This window comes from Rhodococcus sp. C1, from assembly GCF_020809065.1.
Lineage (GTDB): Bacteria > Actinomycetota > Actinomycetes > Mycobacteriales > Mycobacteriaceae > Rhodococcus_F > Rhodococcus_F qingshengii.
Window position 1 is genome coordinate 4,880,675 of record NZ_CP078080.1, and the last position, 21,451, is coordinate 4,902,125.

19 protein-coding genes are annotated in these 21,451 nt (G+C 62.9%); 13 read left to right on the forward strand and 6 right to left on the reverse strand.

All coding sequences use genetic code 11. The features are described from left to right. Nucleotides 1-13: 13 nt before the first annotated feature. Nucleotides 14-706 (reverse strand): SDR family NAD(P)-dependent oxidoreductase, encoded by a 693-nt coding sequence (locus tag KTR60_RS22370; protein ID WP_125051856.1) that lies wholly within the window; start codon nt 704-706, stop codon nt 14-16. A 134-nt stretch (nt 707-840) separates the two neighbouring features. Here KTR60_RS22370 and KTR60_RS22375 point away from each other — a divergent pair, with 134 nt between their 5' ends. The 8 genes from KTR60_RS22375 to KTR60_RS22410 all read left to right on the forward strand — a co-directional run bounded on the left by KTR60_RS22375 (nt 841) and on the right by KTR60_RS22410 (nt 10,655). Further along, nucleotides 841-1,758 (forward strand): LysR family transcriptional regulator, encoded by a 918-nt coding sequence (locus KTR60_RS22375; protein ID WP_020970528.1) that lies wholly within the window; start codon nt 841-843, stop codon nt 1,756-1,758. A 139-nt stretch (nt 1,759-1,897) separates the two neighbouring features. Further along, the gene (locus KTR60_RS22380) at nt 1,898-3,274 is read left to right on the forward strand and encodes an MFS transporter (RefSeq protein WP_125051858.1); all 1,377 of its coding nucleotides are present in this window, start codon (nt 1,898-1,900) and stop codon (nt 3,272-3,274) included. Nucleotides 3,275-3,337: 63 nt separating this feature from the next. Continuing rightward, the gene (locus KTR60_RS22385; RefSeq protein ID WP_211920790.1) at nt 3,338-4,219 is read left to right on the forward strand and encodes a shikimate dehydrogenase; all 882 of its coding nucleotides are present in this window, start codon (nt 3,338-3,340) and stop codon (nt 4,217-4,219) included. Nucleotides 4,220-4,263: 44 nt separating this feature from the next. Then, a complete protein-coding gene (locus KTR60_RS22390; protein WP_042451270.1) occupies nt 4,264-6,216 on the forward strand; it encodes an FAD-dependent oxidoreductase in 1,953 nt (650 codons plus the stop codon). Further along, entirely contained in the window at nt 6,213-7,037 is an 825-nt protein-coding gene (locus KTR60_RS22395; protein ID WP_042921744.1) for an aldo/keto reductase, read from the forward strand. Before KTR60_RS22390 ends, KTR60_RS22395 begins: the two co-directional genes overlap by 4 nt. Further along, the gene (locus KTR60_RS22400; RefSeq protein ID WP_228401272.1) at nt 7,037-8,131 is read left to right on the forward strand and encodes a Gfo/Idh/MocA family protein; all 1,095 of its coding nucleotides are present in this window, start codon (nt 7,037-7,039) and stop codon (nt 8,129-8,131) included. The genes KTR60_RS22395 and KTR60_RS22400 overlap by 1 nt, the downstream gene beginning before the upstream one ends. Then, nucleotides 8,128-9,855 (forward strand): FAD-dependent oxidoreductase, encoded by a 1,728-nt coding sequence (locus KTR60_RS22405; protein WP_228401273.1) that lies wholly within the window; start codon nt 8,128-8,130, stop codon nt 9,853-9,855. Before KTR60_RS22400 ends, KTR60_RS22405 begins: the two co-directional genes overlap by 4 nt. Then, the gene (locus KTR60_RS22410; protein ID WP_228401274.1) at nt 9,852-10,655 is read left to right on the forward strand and encodes a sugar phosphate isomerase/epimerase family protein; all 804 of its coding nucleotides are present in this window, start codon (nt 9,852-9,854) and stop codon (nt 10,653-10,655) included. Before KTR60_RS22405 ends, KTR60_RS22410 begins: the two co-directional genes overlap by 4 nt. Before the next feature lie 54 nt (nt 10,656-10,709). Here KTR60_RS22410 and KTR60_RS22415 read toward each other — a convergent pair whose 3' ends face one another. Then, a complete protein-coding gene (locus KTR60_RS22415) occupies nt 10,710-11,798 on the reverse strand; it encodes a 3-deoxy-7-phosphoheptulonate synthase (RefSeq protein WP_030535319.1) in 1,089 nt (362 codons plus the stop codon). A 373-nt stretch (nt 11,799-12,171) separates the two neighbouring features. Between KTR60_RS22415 and KTR60_RS22420 the strand changes: the two genes are divergently transcribed. The 3 genes from KTR60_RS22420 to KTR60_RS22430 all read left to right on the forward strand — a co-directional run bounded on the left by KTR60_RS22420 (nt 12,172) and on the right by KTR60_RS22430 (nt 14,175). Beyond that, nucleotides 12,172-13,221 (forward strand): ABC transporter substrate-binding protein, encoded by a 1,050-nt coding sequence (locus KTR60_RS22420; RefSeq protein WP_065352758.1) that lies wholly within the window; start codon nt 12,172-12,174, stop codon nt 13,219-13,221. Between the two features lie 166 nt (nt 13,222-13,387). Then, nucleotides 13,388-13,678, forward strand: a complete 291-nt coding sequence (locus KTR60_RS22425) for a CD225/dispanin family protein (RefSeq protein WP_003940575.1) — start codon at nt 13,388-13,390, stop codon at nt 13,676-13,678. Nucleotides 13,679-13,728: 50 nt separating this feature from the next. Continuing rightward, entirely contained in the window at nt 13,729-14,175 is a 447-nt protein-coding gene (locus KTR60_RS22430; protein ID WP_047270995.1) for a DUF2752 domain-containing protein, read from the forward strand. A gap of 11 nt (nt 14,176-14,186) precedes the next feature. Here the strand turns inward: KTR60_RS22430 and KTR60_RS22435 are convergent, their stop codons facing one another. The 3 genes from KTR60_RS22435 to KTR60_RS22445 are packed head-to-tail and all read right to left on the reverse strand — an operon-like array spanning nt 14,187 to nt 17,271. Next, nucleotides 14,187-15,287: a DNA alkylation repair protein gene (locus KTR60_RS22435; RefSeq protein WP_065351308.1), complete on the reverse strand. Its 1,101-nt coding sequence runs from the start codon at nt 15,285-15,287 to the stop codon at nt 14,187-14,189. Further along, on the reverse strand, nt 15,287-15,604 hold the full coding sequence (locus tag KTR60_RS22440) for a nuclear transport factor 2 family protein (protein ID WP_007733586.1): 318 nt from the start codon (nt 15,602-15,604) through the stop codon (nt 15,287-15,289). The genes KTR60_RS22435 and KTR60_RS22440 overlap by 1 nt, the downstream gene beginning before the upstream one ends. Further along, a complete protein-coding gene (locus KTR60_RS22445; protein WP_065351309.1) occupies nt 15,601-17,271 on the reverse strand; it encodes a PucR family transcriptional regulator in 1,671 nt (556 codons plus the stop codon). Before KTR60_RS22445 ends, KTR60_RS22440 begins: the two co-directional genes overlap by 4 nt. A gap of 195 nt (nt 17,272-17,466) precedes the next feature. Between KTR60_RS22445 and pruA the strand changes: the two genes are divergently transcribed. Together pruA and KTR60_RS22455 are read left to right on the forward strand one after the other, a co-directional pair. Then, a complete protein-coding gene (gene pruA / locus KTR60_RS22450; RefSeq protein ID WP_228401275.1) occupies nt 17,467-19,128 on the forward strand; it encodes an L-glutamate gamma-semialdehyde dehydrogenase in 1,662 nt (553 codons plus the stop codon). Next, a complete protein-coding gene (locus KTR60_RS22455; RefSeq protein ID WP_065351311.1) occupies nt 19,128-20,093 on the forward strand; it encodes a proline dehydrogenase family protein in 966 nt (321 codons plus the stop codon). The genes pruA and KTR60_RS22455 overlap by 1 nt, the downstream gene beginning before the upstream one ends. On the opposite strand, the gene KTR60_RS22460 is transcribed toward KTR60_RS22455, so the two are convergent. Then, complete coding sequence (locus KTR60_RS22460; RefSeq protein ID WP_065351312.1) at nt 20,090-21,388, reverse strand: NtaA/DmoA family FMN-dependent monooxygenase; 1,299 nt, start codon at nt 21,386-21,388, stop codon at nt 20,090-20,092. The two genes, KTR60_RS22455 and KTR60_RS22460, sit on opposite strands and share 4 nt — an antisense overlap. Nucleotides 21,389-21,451 lie beyond the last annotated feature (63 nt).

Here is a 21,451-nt window from a genome sequence, read left to right on the forward strand (position 1 = left end):
CCCAGAAGGTAATTCAGTATGTTGCGCGGCCGCCGCTGGCGTCGTACACGGCGCCGGTCGAGTAACTCACCGCCGACGACGACAGCCAGGAGATCAGTTCGGCGATTTCGTCCGCCTTCCCCATCCGTGCCATCGGCGTCAAAGACTGCGAACGGGCGAGGATGGCCGGATCGGTGCCGGCATTCATAGGACTTTCCACGGCCGCCGGAGCTATCGCGTTGACCAGCACACCGGTGGTGGCGACCTCTTTGCCGAGTGATTTCGTCAGCGCGACGACGGCCGCTTTGGACCCGGAATATGCACTCTGATTCGGGTTTCCGTCCTTGGCCGCAATACTTGCGAGGTTGACGACCCTCCCCCACCCCGACGCAACCATCCCCGGCACGAACGCCCGGCACATCAGGAATGTCCCTTCGACGTTGATGCGGAACGTACGCTGCCAAGCCGCGAGGTCGACGTCGACGAGTGGCGCTGATGGTCCGACGATTCCCGCACTGTTGATCAAGATGTCGACTCTGCCGAGCCTGGTTCGAAGCGCATCGACTGCTGTCGGATCACTCACGTCGAGTTGTTCGTCCGCGCCGTCGGCAAGATCTGCCGTTACCACCCGAACTCCCCTCTCCGTCAACAGCTTTGCACTGGCGGCGCCGATTCCGCTCGCACCGCCGGTAACGAGCGCTGTGACACCCTCTGGGTAACCCCGCATCGCATTCACTCCTGAGTTTCTGTGCGCTATGCACTCAATTTATGTTGCAAACAGGCATAATTGCCGTCACACTGTGTAGAAATTCTGAATATATGGCGTTTGTTGTCAACGTCAAATACCTGGAGGCCTTGCCGATGGAAACCCGCTGGTTGCACGCGTTTGTCGCGGTTGCGGAAGAACTTCACTTCGGGCGGGCCGCATCACGGCTCCAGATGGCCCAGTCGCCGCTCAGCCAGATGATCCGAAAGCTCGAAAAGGACATCGGCGTCAAGTTGTTCGAACGAAGCACTCGCAGCGTCGCACTCACATCCGGCGGACATGCCTTTCTCCCCCACGCCTATCGCGTCATCGAGAACATGGAGACGGCACGACACGCTACGCGCGCGTCGTCGGGAGGCGTCTACGGACGAGTCACAATCGGGTTCACCGGAGTGCTCAACTATCAAGCACTTCCGCCACTGACACGCGCGTTGCGTCAGCGTTATCCGGAAGTCGAACTGACACTCCTCGGCCGGATCATGACGCGCGACGCGGTCATCCAACTCGAGAGCGGCGCCCTCGATCTCGCCTTCGTCGGACTACCCGTGGAATCCGCATCACTGTCTACCCGACTCATCCGACGGGAGGCATTCGGCGCTGTGCTTCCGATCGACCATCCCCTCGCAGAGAGAGACGCGATCGACCTCCGCGAATTGGCCGACGACGGATTCGTGACCACCCCGCTCTCGGCCGGCTCGGCCCTCCAGGAAACCGCGATGCGCGCCTGCATGAACGCAGACTTCAGGCCTCGCGTGGTTCAGGAGATCACCGATCCGTACATGATCCTGATGCTCGTTGCCGCCGGCGTCGGTGTAGCGCTGATGACGTCCGGTATGGCTGCTATCACCCCACCTGGCAGTGTGTTCGTCCCACTCACCGGCGAGCCGACGTTCATGAATCACGGAATTGCCTGGTCACCGCGGCACATGACCGATGCGCTCGCCGTCGCATTGGAGACATCCGAGGAAATTCTGCCGACGCCGGAGATTGAGACCAAAAACGTCATTATCTGAGACTCATTTAGTGTTGGACGCGCCATAGTCCTTCGTGGCACTGTCGTCTCAGCCGCCGAAAGGTGAGGGACGTCACCGATGCGTGGTGCATCTCCAAACGTGCCGCCACGGCCGGCCCATCGGGACGAAAGGACTTCACATGGCACCTCCGATCACCTCCACCGGATCCACGAACGCGACCGAGGAACATCCGAATGCGAACGCGCGCCGCGCCGCCGTTTCGGGCTTCCTCGGCAGCACCCTCGAGTACTACGACTTCTTCATCTACGGCTCCGCGGCCGCGCTGGTGTTCCCCAAGATCTTCTTCCCCGGCGGCGGATCAACGGCAACCCTGCTCTCGATCAGCACCTTAGGTGTCGCCTACGTCGCCCGCCCGCTCGGCGCGGTGCTTTGGGGACACCTCGGCGATCGGTACGGACGCAAGAACGCGCTTCTCGCCTGCCTGCTCCTCATGGGTGTTGCGACGGTCATCGTCGGTTGCCTGCCGACCTACGACCAGATCGGCATCGCCGCGCCGATCATTCTCGTCTTGCTTCGCCTTCTTCAAGGGCTCTCTGCGGGCGGTGAATCACCCGGCTCTTCGGCACTGACGCTCGAACACGCACCTGATCACCGTCGTTCGTTCTTCACCTCGTTCACCATGAGCGGGATCATGTTCGGCATCGTCGTCTCCAGCCTGGTATTCATCCCAGTGGCGAGCCTGCCCGACGAAGACCTCTACTCGTGGGGTTGGCGAGTTCCCTTCTGGCTCAGCATCATCGTGACCGTCGTCGCGCTGTGGCTACGTCGCGCCCTGGATGAGCCGGAGGTATTCGAGGAACTCAAGGAACAGGACGAGACGGCCGGAATTCCCGTCGTCGAGATGTTCCGCTCGCACTGGCGCACCGTGATCCGTATCAGCATGAGCTCGACCTTCGCGATGATCAACACCATCGTCAACGTCTTCGCCCTGGCGTACGCCGTCGAATCCGGCTTCGAGCGCTCCACGATGCTGTGGGCAATCGCGACCGCCAATTTTGTTGCCGTACTGACTCAGCCGCTGTTCGGCATCCTCTCGGATCGCTACGGACGCAAGCCCATCTTCGTCGTCGGCGCGATCGGAGCCGGCCTGATGATCTTCGTCTTCTTCCATTCGATCGGAACCCAAAGCGTCCCCATGGTCTTCGCTTCGGGAATCGTCATGATCGGCATCTTCTACGCCATGCCCAACGGCACGTACCCGGCGTACTTCCCGGAGCAGTTCCCCGCGAAGGTCCGATACACCGGAATGGCCGTCAGCCTCATGCTCGGACTCCTTGTTGCCGGCTTCACACCGGCTATCGCTCAGGCGATTTCAGCCGGAGACAAGAGCAACTGGACACCGGTTGCCTGGATGTGCCTGGGCTTCGCCGTCGTCTCCGCCATCGCGGCAATGACCGGACCGGAAACGTACCGCACGCCCACAGCAGAACTGGGCCAACCGAAGCCGAGCCTGCCGATCAAGCAGGACTCAGAGCTCACCAGCAACAACGCTTGACCGGACCGGCCCCTCGCGCTGAATTGCCGCGAGGGGCCGTCCCCACTTATGCAGGAGAATGTCATGACCACCGAATACACACGTCACCGTATCGGCCTTGTCGGGTCGGGTATCGCCACCTCACTCTCGCCCGCGTTGCACGCACACGAAGCAGCAGCACTGGGACTCGACGATTACAGCTACGAACTGGTAGATCTCGAGAACCTGAACATCTCGGTCGAGAAAACCGGTGAGGTGGTGCGTGGCGCCGTCGCGGGCGATTTCACCGGACTGAACATCACCCACCCGTGCAAGCAGGTTGTCGTGGACGCGCTCGACGAGCTGTCCGACAACGCGCGGTTGCTCGGTGCCGTCAATACGGTTGTGGTCGACAACGGCCGTTTGATCGGCCACAACACCGACCACAGCGGATTCCTCACAGCACTGCAGCGCGGTTTGCCCGACGCCGCCTTGGACCGAGTGGTGCTTGCCGGGGCAGGAGGGGCGGGTTCCGCTGTGGCATACGCACTCGCCGCCGCCGGCACCACGGATCTTCGCATCGCAGATATTGATCCCGCTCGCGCTGCCGATGTGTGTTCTCGCGTCGCCTCGGCCTTCCCTGGCACGCGCACAACGGCTTTGGCGATCGATGAGATCGCCGTCAACCTGACGACGTGCGACGGCGTCGTCAACGCATCTCCGATCGGCATGGTGGGTCACCCCGGAACTCCCTTCGACCCTGCGGCGTTGCATTCCGGATTGTGGGTCGCTGACATCGTTTATCGACCGATGCGCACCGAATTGCTCGACGCTGCAGCTACTCTCGGATGCGCAGTTCTCGACGGTGGGCAGATGCTGGTGGCTCAAGCCTCTGACACCTTCACACTCCTGACTGGTGTCGAAGCCGATACGGATCGCATGCGCAGCCATCTGAGCGAGCTGCTCTCCGAGACGGCATGCGCATGAGCACAACCGAACACCTACTTTCTCGCGAAGTACCAGGAGCACTGATGAATGTGACTGCGCCGTTCGCCGAACCTCTCGACATGGGCAGCGTCCGCCTCCGGAACCGGTTCGTGTCCGCCCCGATGGAACGCAACTACTGCGAAGTCGACGGCACTATGACGGACGAGTACATCGCGTACCTCGCTCGCCGCGCCGAAGGTGGTGCTGCACTGATCTTCACCGAAGCAAGCTACGTGCGCGCCGACGGCAAGGGTCGCATCCGGCAGATGGGCGTCGACGTCGACGAACGGATTCCCGGCATCAAGAAGATGGCCGACGCGATCCACGCTCACGGCGCCCTCGTCGGAGTCGAACTCAACCACGGTGGACGTACGGCGCAAGGTTCTGTCAGCGGGTTTGTTCCCGTTGCCCCGACACCGATTCCGTGTTTGGTTGTCGGCGGCGAGATGCCAGAACAACTCGACGGCGACGACATCGAGCACATCATCGAATGTTTCGGTGAAGCCGCGGCACGCTGCCAGCAGGCCGGCGTCGACGTCATCTCCCTGCACGGTGGCCACGGGTATCTGATCCACCAGTTCCTCTCCCCTGCTTACAATCACCGCGACGACGAGTGGGCCGACCCCACCTTGTTCGTCAACAAGGTCATCGCCTCCGTCCACGAGCACGCACCGGGAATCACTCTGGGACTCCGATTCTCAGCCTTCGAAGGCATCGACGGCGGACTCGACGCCGAGATGACTCGCGCTCGCATCGGCGCCATCGACACCGACCGACTCGATTTCCTCGACGTCTCGGCCGGCAACTACGAAGCGGGACAGTGGATCATCCAGCCCGGTGAATGGTCGCGCGGTCTCCTCGCGCCGTACTCCGAGCAGTACCAGCGCGACTTCGACATCCCGGTGGGAGTGGCCGGACGCATCACGTCGCCGGAGATCGCTGCGCGGATCATCGAATCCGGGCAGGCGAACTTCGTCAGCATGGCTCGTACGCTGCACGCAGATCCGGACTTCCCGAATCGCGCCATCGACGGTGGCCGGTACCGCCCTTGCATTGCCTGCAACTACTGCATCGACAGCCTGGCCGCCGGCCCCATTCCCTGCTCCGTCAACCCGTGGGTCGGCCGCGAATTGGATCAGCCTACCAAGCCGGCTGATGCCACCGTGCGGGTCGCCGTCATCGGTGCCGGGCCGTCGGGAATGGCCGCTGCCCGCGACCTCGCACTTGCCGGTCACCGCGTCGACCTGTACGACGAGCGACCCAGCCTCGGTGGCGACTTCGCTCTGGCATCGAAGCTTCACGAGTATCCCGAATATGGACGGATCGTGGACTGGTACGCCGCGGAACTGGCTGAACTCGGGGTCCACTGCCACACCTCGACCCGGGTAGATGCTGCTTTGCTCTCCGGTGTCGATTTCGACGCCATAGTTCTTGCCGCCGGCGGCGTCGGCCCCGTGGTCGATCTCCCCGGAGCAGCAACCCGTACCGTTCGCGACGTCCGCGAATTCCTCGTCTCCGGCGATCCAGCTCCTGCCGCTGTCACCATCTTCGGCGCCGACCGTGAGGCTGCGGCCGTCGCCGACGATCTCCTTCAGAAGGGCACCCAGGTCGTGATGATCGGCCCGCAGGAAACCATCGCGCACGACGTCGGACGCCGCGGAAAGATCGTGCTGCTGCCGCGCCTGGCCGCAAGTGAGAACCTCACGACCTACCTCAGCTCGATCGTCACCACAGTCGCCGCTGACCGCGTCACGATTTCGACGGCCGGTGTGCTGAGCGAGGTCGATGCTCCCGGCGAACTGCTGATCTCGCAAGGCGTCGAGCCGCGTTCGGAACTTCTTGCCGAACTCCGTTCACTGGCACCACGACTCGGAGTACATACCGTCGGCGACGCGAGCGGTGACGGCGGGTCCATCCATGCCGCACTCGTGACCGCAGCCGACGTTGCCGTCGCGATCACCGCCGCCGCTGCGGCACGTCAGGAGGTTCACGCATGACCACACAGGCAGCCACACCCGTGGCAACTGCATTGCCGCCCATTGGACTCGGAACCTGGCCCCTGGTCGGTGCCGACGCCACGAACTCGGTTCTCTCCGGCATCGAGGCCGGGTACCGCCTCATCGACACCGCCGCGATCTACGGCAACGAGGGCGCAGTCGGTGTGGCGCTGGCGGAATCAGGTGTGCCGCGAGAAGAACTGTTCGTCACCACCAAACTTCGTGGCAACGACCAGGTTTCCGGCGACATTCGGGGCGCCCTCGAGCAGAGTCTGGAACTACTGGGACTCGACCAGCTGGATCTGTTCCTGATCCACTGGCCACTCCCGCGAATCGATCGCTATGTCGCGTCGTTCGAGTCGATGCTGGCCTGCCGCGACGCCGGACTGGTTCGGTACGTGGGTGTGTCGAACTTCCTGGAGCTCCACCTGCGCCGCGTCGTCGCCGAAACCGGCGAGGCACCGGCAGTCAACCAGATTCAGATGGACCCGTCGCTCGCTCGGATCCCGGTTCGCCGCGCAAACGACGAACTTGGCATCTTCACTCAGTCGTGGAGTCCGCTCGGCCGGGGTGACGTGCTCGACAACGCCGTTGTGAGCGAGATCGCCGGTCGAATCGGTTGCACACCAGCTCAAGTGGTCCTCGCTTGGCACGTCGCGCAGGGTGTGGTTCCGGTCGCGCGATCAGCGAACCCGACGCGTCAGGCCGAGAACCTGGCAGCACTCGACGTCACCCTCACCAGCGAGGACATCGAAGCACTGAACAGTCTCGACCGCGGCGAGTCTGCCGCGCGGGACGTCGAAGCAGAGGAACATTTCTGATGACGTTGAAAGTCGGAATCGTCGGCTGCGGCAAGATCGCCGGCAACCATGCCCGCGCGCTGCAACAAGTCCCCGGTGTCGAGGTGATCGGCTGCTGCGATCCCGATCTCGGACGCGCCCAGGAGTTCGCGGCAGCGCACGGCATTCCCGCAGCCGTGAGTTCAGTGGAGCAACTTCTCGCCCTCGGACTCGACGCCTGCACCGTTCGCACGCCGCACCCGGTACATGAAGAGGTAGTCGTGGCCGCTGCCGAAGCGGGTGTACATGTTTTGTGCGAGAAGCCCATCGCAGTCGATGTTGCTGCCGCCGACCGCATGATCGAGGCCGCCGACCGCGCCGGTATCACGTTCGGGGTGCTCTTCCAACGCCGATTCTGGCCGGCAGCACGTCGGATCCGCGACGCCATCGACGACGGGCGGATCGGACTACCCATGCTCGGTGAGGCGTCGGTGATCCTGCATCGCCCGTCGAGTTACTACGCGGCCGACGCCTGGCGTGGACGCTGGGACACCGACGGCGGTGGCGTGCTCATGACACAGGCCGTGCACCAGATCGACATGCTGGCCTGGTTCATGGGCGAGGCCGTCTCGGTCAGCGGCTTCATCCGCACCCACACCCACGGTGCGCACATCGAGACCGAAGACAGCGCGTCAGCTGTGATCTCCTTTGCCTCGGGCGGCACCGCCACCGTCACCGCGACTACCGGTGCCAATCACAATCTGGGTAACCGCGTGACGGTGATCGGGCGCACCGGCGCCATTGCCAGCGTCCTCGAATTTCCTGAAGGGCACGAGGGTGTCAACGAAATCTGGACGGTGCCAGGCGAAGTGGAGTTCCGGTCGCCGTACTCCGCGGACATCGATGCGAATCTCGATGTGGGCGCGGTCAATGCGGCACTGACCGACTTCCACACCCTGCAGGTTCAGGACTTCGCCGACGCGGTCCTGACCGGGCGTGAACCCGCCGTCACCGGCCGGGACGCCCGCGCATCACTTGCCATCATCGCCGCAATCTACGAATCGTCACGAACGGGCAAGGTTGTCGAGCTGACATCGACACCGACCCTCGCAACAACTGCCAAGGAGCAGAAATGAGTAGCAGTACCCCCCTCACCTACGACGTGGTTGTCGTGGGCTCCGGCGCAGGCGGGCTTTCCACAGCAATTGCCGCAGCACATGGCGGCGCGTCGGTACTCGTTGTCGAGAAGGCCGACACCTGCGGCGGCGCAACGGCCTGGTCGGGCGGGTGGATGTGGACCCCACGCAACATGTTTGCCATCGCCGACGGGGTTGTCGAGGATCGCTCGGCACCGCGGACGTATCTGGAAAACCGACTCGGCGACAACTTCGACGCCGCCAAGGTTGATGCTCTTCTCGACGGTGCACCGGAGATGGTCGAGTTCTTCGAACGCAAGACAGCGCTGAAGTTTGTTCCCGGAGCCAAGATCGCCGATATTCACGGTGACACACCGGGAGCCGGCACGGGTCATCGTTCCGTCGGACCGAAACCGGTGAGCTTGCGAAAGCTCGGACCCGACGTCGCGGCGCTGCTACGTCGACAGTTGTACGAGACGTCATTCCTCGGCATGGGCATCATGGCCGGGCCCGACCTGCAGGCATTCCTGCACTCGACTCGATCGCCGAAAGCATTTGTGCACTGTGGTGTTCGGGTGACAAAGCACATGTTCGATCTCGCCACCAAGCGTCGTGGCCAGCAACTCGTCAACGGCACCGCGCTTGTCGGCATGATGCTGCGCTCGGCACTCGATCTGGGCGTCGAGTTTCGGGTGAAGACGTCCGCGACCGCGTTGCAGACCGATGACGACGGCCGCGTTGTCGGCGTCCGCCTCGAAAGTCCGGACGGCGCGTACTCGGTAACTGCCCGACGTGGTGTCGTACTCGCCACCGGCGGCTTCGCCCAGGACATCGACCGACGACGCGAACTGTTCCCGCGCACCCCCACCGGCAACGAGCACTGGTCGCTCACCCCGAAGACAACCACCGGCGACGGCATCACCCTCGGCGAATCCGTGGGCGGCCGACTCGACCGCACCCTCGCCTCCCCCGTCGCGTACTGCCCCGTCTCCATCGTTCGCTACCGCAACGGCAAGGAAGGTGTGTTCCCGCACATCCTCGATCGCGGAAAGCCCGGTGTCATCGGAGTTCTCGCGAACGGCAAGCGGTTTGTCAACGAAGCACTCGGCTATCACGACTACACACTCGTGATGGTCCAGCAGGTTCCCGAGGGCGAAGAGGTGTGCTCGTGGTTGATTGCCGATCAACAGTATGTGCGATACCTCCCGCTGGGCATGGCGAAGCCCTTGCCGATCCCGATCCAGCCGTACCTGCGCTCGGGGTACCTCACGCGTGGGCGCACTCTTCGGGACTTGGCCGAGAAGATCGGCGTCGACCCCGTGCAGTTGGAGAAAACCGTCGCAGCTTTCAATATCGGGGCCGTGGCCGGTGAAGACCCCGAGTTCGGTCGCGGTACAACACCGTTCAACCGAGGTTCCGGAGATGCTTCCAATCCGTGGCCGAACCCGTCGCTCGCGCCCTTGCAGAAGGGTCCGTACTACGCGGTGAAAGTCGTGCCAGGGAGTTTCGGCACCTTCGCCGGACTGGTCACGGACTCGTCGTCGCATGTGCTCGACGACAACGACCGCCCCATCGAGGGGTTGCTCGCCGTCGGCGTCGATCAGGCGAGCGTGATGGGCGGGCACTACCCGTCCGGGGGCATCAACCTCGGACCGGCCATGACATTCGGTTACCTGGCCGGCCGGGAACTGGCCGGAGCCGAGACAGTTGGAGCGCACGCATGACACTCTCACTTGGACTGGCAGCCCTCACAGTGCTCGACACCGCACCGATGCAGCACGTCGCCTTGGCTGAAAAGCACGGCTTCGACACCATCGGTATCCGTCTGATGCCAGCGGCACCAGGTACGACGGCCTACCCTCTGCACGAGGACAAGCAGTCGTTGGACGAGCTGGTGCGTCGACTGGGCGATTCACCGGTCGAGGTACTCGACCTCGAAATCATCCGTCTTGCAGCCGACTTCGACCCCACCGACTACGTTCCGTTGCTCGAAGCGGGCGCACAGCTCGGAGCCAAAGCCGTTCTGGTGGGCGGCGACGACCGCGACCGCGCTCGGCTCACGGACTCCTATGCACGCCTCGCGGAACTGTGCGCGAACTACGGCATCGTCGCTTCCCTCGAGTTCATGCCGTGGACTGCGGTGCCCGATGCACGTGCGGCCATCGAGATCGTCTCGGCGGCAGACGGTCCGGCTCGTAGTGTCCTGGTCGACGCATTGCACACCGACCGCTCGGCGACAACGCTCGAGGATCTTGCGTCCATCCCTCGCGAGTGGTTGCACTACGCCCAGATGTGCGACGGTTCGACCCCCGCTCCCACTGGGGACGCAGAGCTGATCCGTCAGGCCCGCGAGGAGCGTCTGGTGCCCGGCACCGGCGGCATAGCCCTGGCCGACATCTGGTCGACTTTGCCTGCCGGACTGCCGGTCAGCATCGAACTGCCCAACGAGCCACTGCGCCGCGCCGTCGGCACCGACGCCTGGCTGGAGCGCCTGGTCGAGGCCACGCGAGAAGTGTTGGCCTAGCGGCCCTGTGCGCCTTTTTGGTAGTTGGCGCTACCAAAAAGGCGCACGGGGGCGTCAGCCCCTCCGAGCCGCAACGGCCTGCGCCAGACGATCCAACTGCGCTGCGGTGGTGGACCAGTCGATGCACGCGTCGGTGATCGACTGGCCGTAGGTGAGCTCGTCCGCCTTGCCCAAGGTCAGGTCCTGACGGCCGGCCTCGATGAAACTCTCCAACATGACGCCGGCGATTCCCTGCTCGCCCTCGGTCAGACGTCGGGCAATGTCGTCGAGCACGATGACCTGACGCTCATGGTCCTTGCTGCTGTTACCGTGGCTCGCGTCGATGACCACGCGCTCGGGCAGGTTCGACTTACGCAGGCGGGCAAGGGTGTCCGCGACTGTCTCGGCATCGTAGTTCGGTCCGTCGCTACCGCCACGAAGAATGACATGGCAGTCGGGGTTGCCCGCGGTACGGATCAAGGCAGCCTGGCCGTCGAGGTCCGTTCCGGGGAACACGTGGCTCGCTGCCGCGGCGCGGGTGCCGTCGACGGCTACCTGCACATCACCTTCGGTGGAGTTCTTGATACCGACGGGCATGGACAGCGCGCTGCACAGCTGACGGTGAACCTGACTGGCGGCGGTCCGGGCGCCGATCGCACCGTAGCTGACCAGGTCGGCAATGTACTGAGGCATGATCGGATCAAGGAACTCGCAGCCGACAGGCAGGCCCAGGCTCGACACGTCGAGAAGCAACTTGCGGCCGATACCGAGCCCGGTGTTGATGTCGAACGTGCCGTCGAGGTGGGGATCGTTGAGCAGGCCCTTCCACCCGAGTGTGGTGCGCGGCTTTTCGAAGTAGACGCGCATGACGATGTGCAGATCGTCCCGCAGTTCGTCGGCCTTGGCGGCCAACCGGCGGGCGTAGTCCATCGCCGCTTCCGGATCGTGCACAGAGCACGGACCGACTACGACGATCAAACGATCGTCGTCACCGTTGAGGATGTTGATGGTGTCGGCCCGACCGGTGCGCACAGTGGCGGCGGCGACCTCGTCCGGAGCGTGCTGAGCACGAACAGTCGCCGGTGACACGAGCGGACTGATACTCACAGTGCGCTGATCGTCGAGGCTGTCCGAAGCTGTGGTGGTGTCGATGGTGACAGTCATGGGGTTTTCGGTTTCCTGTTCTCAGGCCGACCCCAGAGATGAAGAGAAACTCCAGCGAGCCGGTCTGTAGTCCGGCTCTTGGGTGGAGGTTGTCAGCGCGTGGTTACGCCGGCAGGCCCACCCGGGGCCGGCCTGCTAAACCAGAAATAGACGCGCTGCATGTCGGCCACGATACCTCGAGTTCGGATCAGATGGGCGCGCCCCTCCACGACGAGCCGAATCCGAGGGGAGCGTCCCGTGGCACGAATCCGTGACGAATGGCCAAATCCGCTGAGCGATTGGCGCTTTCGAGCAAGGCTCCGGCTACGGAATTCGAATACGTTGGTCAGGCACCTGCCAATGCCCGGAACATCAGATGGAGCTGCGCCTTCTCATGCCTGTGATCGAATCGACCGAAACCTTCCACCCGACGGTGTCCCCTTTTGCGACCGATACCCCCTTGCAGTCGACAAGAGATGTGGACGGCGAGTTCACCCGTCTGATCGATTCCTTGACACGACGCGGATTCCTGGCCGGTGCGGCGGCGCTCGGTACACTAGGCGCACTCTCTGCATGTTCGGGCGAATCCAGCGGCACCGAAGCCTCCGACGAGTGGGTCGACATCGTCGTCGCGGACCAGGCCTACCGCCTCCCGCGGGACCCCAAGCGCGTCGTGGTGCTCGAAGCTCGAGGCGCCCTCGATTTTGCACTACTTGCCGAGTACCCGATCGTCGCGACCAATTGGGATCCTAAGTCTCAACTCATGCGCCAGGTACCCGCCGGCGCGGCTCGCCTCGGTGGGACGAACAACGAACCGAATGCCGAATCGATACTGAGCCACGACCCCGATCTTTTGGTCGTCGGGAAAGGCTGGTGGAATTACTACCAGGACAAGGGCCTGCTCGGCACTGACATCGCACCGGTGCTCGTCGTCGACGAGGGCACGACGGGCTCGTCGTGGAAGCAGGCCATGACCGCGCAGCTCACGGCTCTCGATCGCCGCGAAGTCGCCGAACGCGTCATCGCCCGATACAACGCCGAACTTGCGCAAGCGCGGGCCAAGATCGGTGGTCTCCTCGAAGGCAAGTCGATTGCGATCGCCGGCGCAGACAGCGGTCAGATCTGGCTGCAGAACAACACGTTCGCCGTCTCGGTTGCGCAGGACCTCGGCTTGAACGTCTTGACCGACGCTGCCCATGCCGCACCTGATCGGAAGGATTCGACTTTCTACAGCCTCGAGGAGCTTGCGATCTTCGACCAGGCCGACTTCGTCTTGCTACAGAACCCCGACGCTGTGGAAGCCGAGTCGCCCACGTGGAAACGAGTCCGCGCTGTCCAGGACGGCCATGTCGGGCATCTGCGATACGACCTCAACAACGGCCTCGCTCTGACTGCGATGGCCCTGGCCGCTGACATCGCCGAGCAGGTACAGGTCATGCGCTGACGTCTTCGGGATCGCCTTCCGAATCAGAAATCAACCGGATTCTCTGTCATACGAACAGTCGATACTGACTCACTCGGAAACGGATTATGTTGTCACCTGCCCGTGCTCTTCGCACGTCAGAGGGTGTTTCTCCGAACGCCCTGTTTCTCCGAACGCTAGGTGACCAATGACGCAGAACCCGTACTACGGCCAGCAACAACCGGTCGGCCCTCCGCCGGACAACAATCTGGTCTGGGCGATTCTCGTGACAGTGTTCTGCTGCCTCCCGCTCGGCATCGTCTCGATCGTCAAATCAAGCCAGGTCAACACTTTGTGGGCGCAAGGTCAGTTCGACGCTGCGCGAAAATCAGCTGACGATGCCAAGAAGTTCGCCTTGTGGTCAGTCGGCGCAGGTGTTGCCGTCGCTGTTCTGTACTTCCTTTTTGTCGTCGTCCTTGCCGGATCGAGTTCCCTGTGACCGCCGACGCCGACCGGCGACACTGATCGACGGCCAAACACCGAACTGCAATGACACCGAATTGTGGTGACACCGAGAACGATGACATATCACGACTCGCCGCACTGAAGGCGCCAGCGGCAGTTGCGTTCACGGCAATTGCGCTGTGCGCCTTCATCTCCTGGAGTGACCCCACCACACCTGGTGGGGTCATTCCCGTTTGTCCGACCAAAGCGCTGTTCAACGTCAATTGTCCCGGTTGCGGTAGCACTCGGATGGTGTACAGCCTCATCCACGGCGATTTCGGTGCAGCGATGCGTTTCAATGCCTTTGGCCTCGTGATGCTGCTTGCACTGGCGTTCACGTACGTCTCGTGGACGACCGCCCGCACCCGTGGAAGACCCGTCATGCTCTGGCATCAGTTGCGCTGGTCACCGGCTGTGATCTTGACACTCGTGTTGATCTGGACGACGGTCCGCATAGCCCCGATCCCGATATTTGCCGGTCTCCGCGTCTAGGCCGGATCTCCTCACACGTCCAAACGGAATACACCTCGCACCTGGCGTACGCCGTTGATCTGCACCTCGACGGCATGTTCGCCGGCGTAGTACTTCCGGGTGCTGATCGGTTTGAAGGAATGCCTCTTCGCGATACGGGCCGGCACCCCGGGTTCCAGCGTTCGTGTTGTCAGTTTGAAGACCTTGGGCGTCGTGGTCCCGTTGGCCTTCACGTGGTGGACGATGTAATCGATCACGACGGTGACGGACTCGCTGCCGTTGTTCGTGACGGCGAAGTCGAAGGTGAGTTCTCCACCCGCATGAACTGTTTCGCGGTCGATGACGAACCCCTCGAGCACGACGTCGGTGGGCGGCGAGAACCCCAAGAGGGACAGAGCATCTGGATCGCCGGCCTTGATCAACGTCCGCAATGCATGTTTGACGATTTTCAGTGTGTTGGAATCCGGTGTCTGCAGCCAACGCTTCGCAGTCGATACTGCGAGCGCAGCGTCAGCACGACTGAGATCGTTGAGATGGTTTGCGACCGAACGTCGTACATATTCCGAATCATCCCGATACAGCTCGTCGAGAATGACGATTGTCGACTCGGGACGCGCCGTCAATTCTTTCACTCGTCTTCCCCAGGGCAAACGAGTACGAGTGCCTTCGGTCGCCAAGCGCCGGACGTGTTCGTCTTCATGGCCGGTCCAGGTGAGTGCGATCGCCAGCGAACGGTCAAGGTTCGTTTCGAGAAATGAGCGAATTGCGAATTCGGCCGTCAGACGCGACGTCAACTCGGCAAGCAGAGCCATTCCCTCGTCGAAATCCGACTCGGAGCCACTTCGTGTCGCCGTGACGGCGACGGCTTCGGTCACCGGCCAGATCATCCAACCGGTGAAGGTCTCTTCTGAAAGCGCACGGCGGATGATCTCGGCGAAGGCCGGAAGATCCTGAGGCAGTTCGGCAGTCATCGCGTCCCGCACAACGCGCGTACGTTCGCCGAGACTCATACCGTCGAATTCGGATGTACTACCCCGAACGAGGGCGAGGCGTGTGTGACCGGAGGCTCGCTCTAGACAGCCTGCCAGATCGGCGACGACGGATTTCCCGAGCAGTTCGTCAGCGGTGGGCATCAGGGGCACACCGTGAGAGCGGAAATCCGATCACCGTCGAGAGTGAAATGGTGATGTAACTGGACGGGGCTTCCGGGAAAATCACCCTCGACCTTCACCGACACGACAACGGCCGAGCCTGGGGTGTTGACCGACTCGATCTTCTGGGTGAAGGTGAACGCCGTCGACACGGCCGACTTCCACGCCACGATTTCTTCGATCCCGACATACGTCCGGCCGTCGTCACGAACCACTGCGTCTTCGGTGAAAACGCCGCGGACGTCGCCGCCGTCGAAATACGCGCGCGCTGCGCCTGGCACCTTCGCTGAGTCGATCATTCGCGAAGAGTACTGCTGGGGTCCGACAGGTTCGGCGAACTCACTGCCCGAGCAGACGCCGCCAACTGAATCTCCATCAACAGCCTGGCCGACGGCTCGGAGAGGTCGGTATCCGTGATCTCCTCGACCCTCTTGATCCGATACCTGAGGGTGTTCGGGTGAATCCGAAGCTGCTCGGATGCACGTCGGACATCGCCCGAATGTGCGAGGTAAACGGAGATGCTTTCGCGCATGTTCGACCCGTTGCGTCTGTCGTAGACGTCCAGGGCGTCGACTCTCGGATCGTGCAGTTGCTCGTCGGCCGCAATGGTGTCCATGATTTCGCCCAGCAGCACCGGTGTGCGCGAGTCCGCGAGGGTGGTCACACGAACATCCCCCGACGTTCCGTCCAAGACCCGATCCACTTCGGCCCGAGCCTGGGCCACCTCCGCAAGCGTCGAAACCGGCGACGAGACCGCGGCCCGTAGCCCCGAAGGCGACACCTTGTCCAAACGCGCGACAACTTCGCGGGTCCACGAGACTGTGGATTTCACGGATTGGGTTCGCGGAAACAGCACATAGATCCGGGTGCCGACGGTACTCACCAGCGATTCACGCTGAAAGGCGCTGGCGTGCAGTCGCAAAGACGACACGAGTTCGCCCGAAGACGGCAGCCCACCGTTTCCGATACTCGCCACTCCGACCACCATCGCCGGTCCGGACATCGGGATGGTCAACGAGGCCGCGAGCGAAGGAACGTCGACACCGCCGCCGCGAACCCCGAGCAACCGCTGAATCTGTATCGCCTCGTTACTCGGCGCGTCTCGGATGCGCGAAATCAGCCGAGCAGCAACGGCCGCGGCACCGCGGAGCACGCTGTCGGCATCGCCGGCAATGGGAACCGGGCCTTCCTGCACCCAGATCGTGCCGAGAAGATCAGAGCTGAAACCGCTCTCCCCCTTGACATTGTCGGATATTCTCCGAATCGGAACCACCAACCGTCGCCTGATCGCAAGGTCGTCGTGAGCGGGCACCTCCACTACGTCGTCACTTCGCCGCAGGCTCTCGAAGACGCCCCACTCCTGTAGCTTTCGGAGGTATTCGCGAGGTCCTTCGCGGCCGAGGATTGATTGCCGACGTAGCTCGTCCGCAGCATCTCCCGATGCCGAATAGGCCAAGACGTGGGAATGCTCGTCCTCGATGCTGACCATCCCCCGCGTGATTGCGGCGACGTTCTGCGCCAGCTCGAACAAGTCTGTGTCACTACCGAATACGATGTCGTCCGAATCCTGTCGGGACACCGAATGATCGAGCACGCCCCGGATGGTCGTGAACAATCGATCCCAACGAGCATCCGGATGGACCGCTATCAAGGCGATTCCGGCGCGCTGTGCCGCCGCACGCACCGACGTGTCCGAGGCCTCCTTCGACATGACGGCCCGAGGCGCTGATCCCTTCTGATCGAGGCGGTTCAGCCAGGCCGCCAATTCGGCTGCGCCGATACCGACAGCGAGCCAGAGCTCAGAGGATTCGACGGCCGCGGTTCTGGGGCGTGTGAGGTCCCCGACCTCTGCGAACACCACGGAGTCGACGAAGACGTCATCACCTGACGGCGCGAGGACGAGCTCGACAAAAGCTCCGCCCAGCGCCCGAAGGACCGCGTCGAGCCTGACCCCACGGATAGACACGTACCACCCACTCTCCGGACCGTCGCAACGCCTCAACTTCGAGAATAGTGCATTTTCCTGCGAAAACGGTTCAGCCGATCGGACAAACACGGACACCGATGTTTGGCCGCTCAGCGGATTACTCGCCGACGTCTTTCGACTTGACTGGTTCACGACACGACAACTGCCCACTCCTGAGTCTGCCGAAGGATCGTCATGGACGCCGTTACCAATGTCCCCCACCCAGCCAACGAACCGGTGAACAATTACGCGCCGGGAAGCCCGGAACGATCGCGCCTCCGTACGAAACTGACCGAACTGGCCGAATCGCCGACCGACATCAGGCAGGTCATCGGCGGCATCCACCGAACTGCGGAAGGTAAGCGACAGAACGTAGTTCAACCACACCGTCACAGTTCGGTCATCGGATCGTTTGCGGGCGCAACCCACTCGGACGTTCGTGATGCCATCGACGCCGCTACACTCGCCGCCCCGGCCTGGCGCGACCTCTCGTTCGACGACCGCGCTGCGGTCTTCCTCCGCGCCGCCGATCTACTTTCCGGCCCGTGGCGCGAAACCATCGCCGCCGCAACAATGCTCGGCCAGTCGAAGACCGCATACCAGGCCGAGATCGACGCGCCCTGCGAACTGATCGACTTCTGGCGTTTCAACGTCGCGTTCGCACGTAAGATACTCGCCGACCAACCCGTTTCCGCTCCGGGAGTGTGGAATCGCGTCGAATATCGTCCACTCGAAGGTTTTGTCTACGCGATCACTCCCTTCAATTTCACCGCCATCGCCGGAAATCTCCCCACCGCACCGGCCCTGATGGGCAACACCGTGATCTGGAAGCCGTCACCGACGCAGGCCGTCGCGGCGTACCTGACGATGCAACTACTCGAAGCCGCCGGCCTCCCGCCTGGGGTGATCAATCTTGTTCTCGGCGACGGCCCCTTGGTGTCCGAGGTCGCGCTTGCCGACCCCCGACTGGCGGGTATCCACTTCACCGGATCCACCGCAACGTTCCAGCGTTTGTGGCGTGAGGTCGGAGCCAACATCTCGAACTACCGGACGTATCCGCGTCTCGTCGGCGAAACCGGCGGCAAAGATTTTGTACTCGCACACAGTTCCGCTGACCCGGACGTACTCACGACGGCATTGATTCGCGGGGCCTTCGACTACCAGGGCCAGAAATGTTCGGCCGCATCACGGGCGTTCATCCCGAAGTCGGTGTGGGCCAAGATGGGCGACACGTTCATCGACACTGTGTCGTCGCTGAAGTACGGAGACGTCACCGACCTGACGAACTTCGGCGGCGCCGTCATCGACCAACGTTCGTTCGACCGAAACGCCGCCGCGATCGTCCGCGCCAAGTCGACCAGCAGCCTCACCATCGCAGCAGGCGGCGACTACGACGACCGCGAAGGATTCTTCATCTCACCGACGGTCCTACTCGGTGACGACCCGAGCGACGAAGCCTTCAGCACCGAGTATTTCGGTCCCATCCTTTCGCTTCACGTCTACGACGACTCCGCACCGAATGCCTACGCCGACATCCTCGCGCGCGTCGACAGCGGATCCGCTTACGCCCTGACCGGCGCCGTGATCGCCACCGACCGTGCGGCCGTCGATCAAGCTCATCGTGGTCTGCGGTTCGCCGCCGGAAACTTCTACGTCAACGACAAGCCGACGGGAGCGGTTGTCGGACAACAACCCTTCGGAGGTGCGCGGGCTTCCGGTACCAACGACAAGGCCGGTTCGCCGCAGAATCTGCTCCGTTGGGCGTCGACACGCACCGTCAAGGAAACCTTCGTTCCTCCCACCGATCATCGTTACCCCCACCAGGACGTCGATCCAGCCGAGAGCGAGAACCGTTGATGAGTGCCGTCTCGCTGAGCAACCCACTGCGCCCGGTGCTCCTCGCGGCGGCACGCTCGTCGCGACTGGAGAAGACAGTCTCCGGGATGACCTTGACCCGCAAGCTTGTAGACAGGTTCGTCGCCGGGGACGCGGAACCCGCAGCGATGTCAGCGGTGCGCGACATCCTCACCAGTGGCCGGTTCGTGACGGTCGACTACCTCGGCGAGGACACCACCGATCCGGCTCAGGCAACAGCTACCGTCGATGCCTATCTCTCCCTTCTCCGCTCGTACGCAACGCTTTCCGAGATTGCCGGGACGCAACACTCCCTGGAGGTTTCGCTCAAGCTCTCCGCGTTGGGGCAGTCACTTCCCGGTGACGGCGAGAAGATCGCCCTGGCGAACGCTCACCGAATCGTCACAGCGGCAGACGAAGTGGGCGCGTGGGTCACCGTCGATGCGGAGGATCACACCACCACCGACTCGACACTGTCCATCGTCGAAGAGTTGCGCCGCGACTTCCCGACGCTCGGCACGGTCCTGCAGGCGTATCTACACCGCACCGAGGCCGACTGCCGGGACTTCTCCGGATCAGGTTCACGAATTCGGCTGTGCAAGGGTGCATACAAGGAACCGGCCGGCGTCGCGTTCCAAAAGGCCGCCGAAGTCGACGCGTCGTACGTGCGTTGCCTGAAGGTCTTGATGGAAGGTGACGGATACCCGATGGTGGCCTCCCACGATCCCACCATGATCGACGCCGCCCTCGGACTCGCCACACTGACCGAGCGGACAGCCGAGGATTTCGAGTTCCAGATGCTCTTCGGCATCCGCGACGGCGAACAACGCAGATTGGTAGCCGAAGGCAATCACCTGCGGGTCTACGTTCCCTACGGCAGCCAGTGGTACGGCTACTTCATGCGTCGCCTGGCGGAAAGACCGGCCAACCTCATGTTCTTCATGCGCTCACTCGCTTCCAACAACTAGACACCGGAAACCGGTGGCAGCGGTGGCAACTCGAGGTTTTCGCGAAAGGTACCGCCGACGTAGTCGGATCCCACGATTCCGCGCTTGCGCAGCTCCGGCAGCAGCCCGTTCGTGACGAAATCGCGTGTACGCGGATCGGCAAGGTCACCGAGCGTGATGACGTCGAGTACGCCCGCGTCGTATCGTTCCTCGATCGCGTCCGCGAGCTGTTCCGGGGTGCCCGCCGCTGCCCAGTGGCCGGTGTCCTTGGACGCGATGATCAACTCACGCAGAGTCTTTCCTTGTGATGCGAGCTTGCCGAAGATCTCGACCCGGCCCCGTCGTCGATTCACCGACGACGGGTCCGGCAACAACGACTCCGGGATCGGCCGATCCAGCGGCAATTCCGAGAAATCCACGCCGCCGCCGAACATGTCGGCAAGCCTGGTGCGTCCGGCGTCGAAGTCCGTCGATTCCTCGGCTTCTCTGACCAATCGTTCGACTTCGGCTTCGGTAGCGCCGTACGTTGCGTGGAACGAGCTGAAAATCAGTGGCAGTTCGTCCCCACGCCCCAACTCTGCCGCCCTGGCGCGGATCGTCTTCGTGTAGGTGACCGCGTCCTCGAAGGTTGCGAGAGAAGTGAATACGACCTCGGCGAAGCGAGCACCCAGTTCGATACCTCCGGCAGATTGGCCTGCCTGGAATTGGACCGGACGACGCTGCGGCAGGGATGGAATGTTCAACGGCCCCTGCACGGTGAAGTACTTGCCTCGGTGCTCGATGGGGACCACCCTCGACGGATCTAGCACCGCAGAGCCCTCTGCCTGGATCAAGGCGCCGGGCTTCCAGCTGTCGAAGAGCGCGCTGACCACCTCGAGCGATTCGGCCGCTCGAGCGTACCGCTCCTCCGGACTCGGTAGGTCCAGGTCGCTGTAGTTCTCTTCTCCGAGTGAGGATGTGACGGCATTCCATGCGGCTCGACCATTGCTGACGTGGTCCAGGGTGCCGAACAACCGTGCCAGGTTGAATGGGTGATGAAACGTCGTCGTGACGGTGGCGATGAGCCCCACATGGGTGGTGACCGCACTCAGCGCGGCAAGGAAGATCAACGGCTCCTGCGCACCGATCGCGCCCTGAGCACCGAAACTCAGCAGGTCGGCGGCAAACAGTCCGTCGATCTTGTTCGCCTCGGCCGTCTTTGCGACGTCGATCGCGGACGCGACCGTCGAAGTCGTCGGATCGATCGCGGCGTCGTAGATACTCACCGCCCCGCTGACACCGGTCACCGTCTTGAGTGGACGCCTACGATCGGCCACCGACCATCCTCCTGGCTTCGCGAAATCTGTTCCGAATTCACAACGCTAGACCGATCCTGGCTC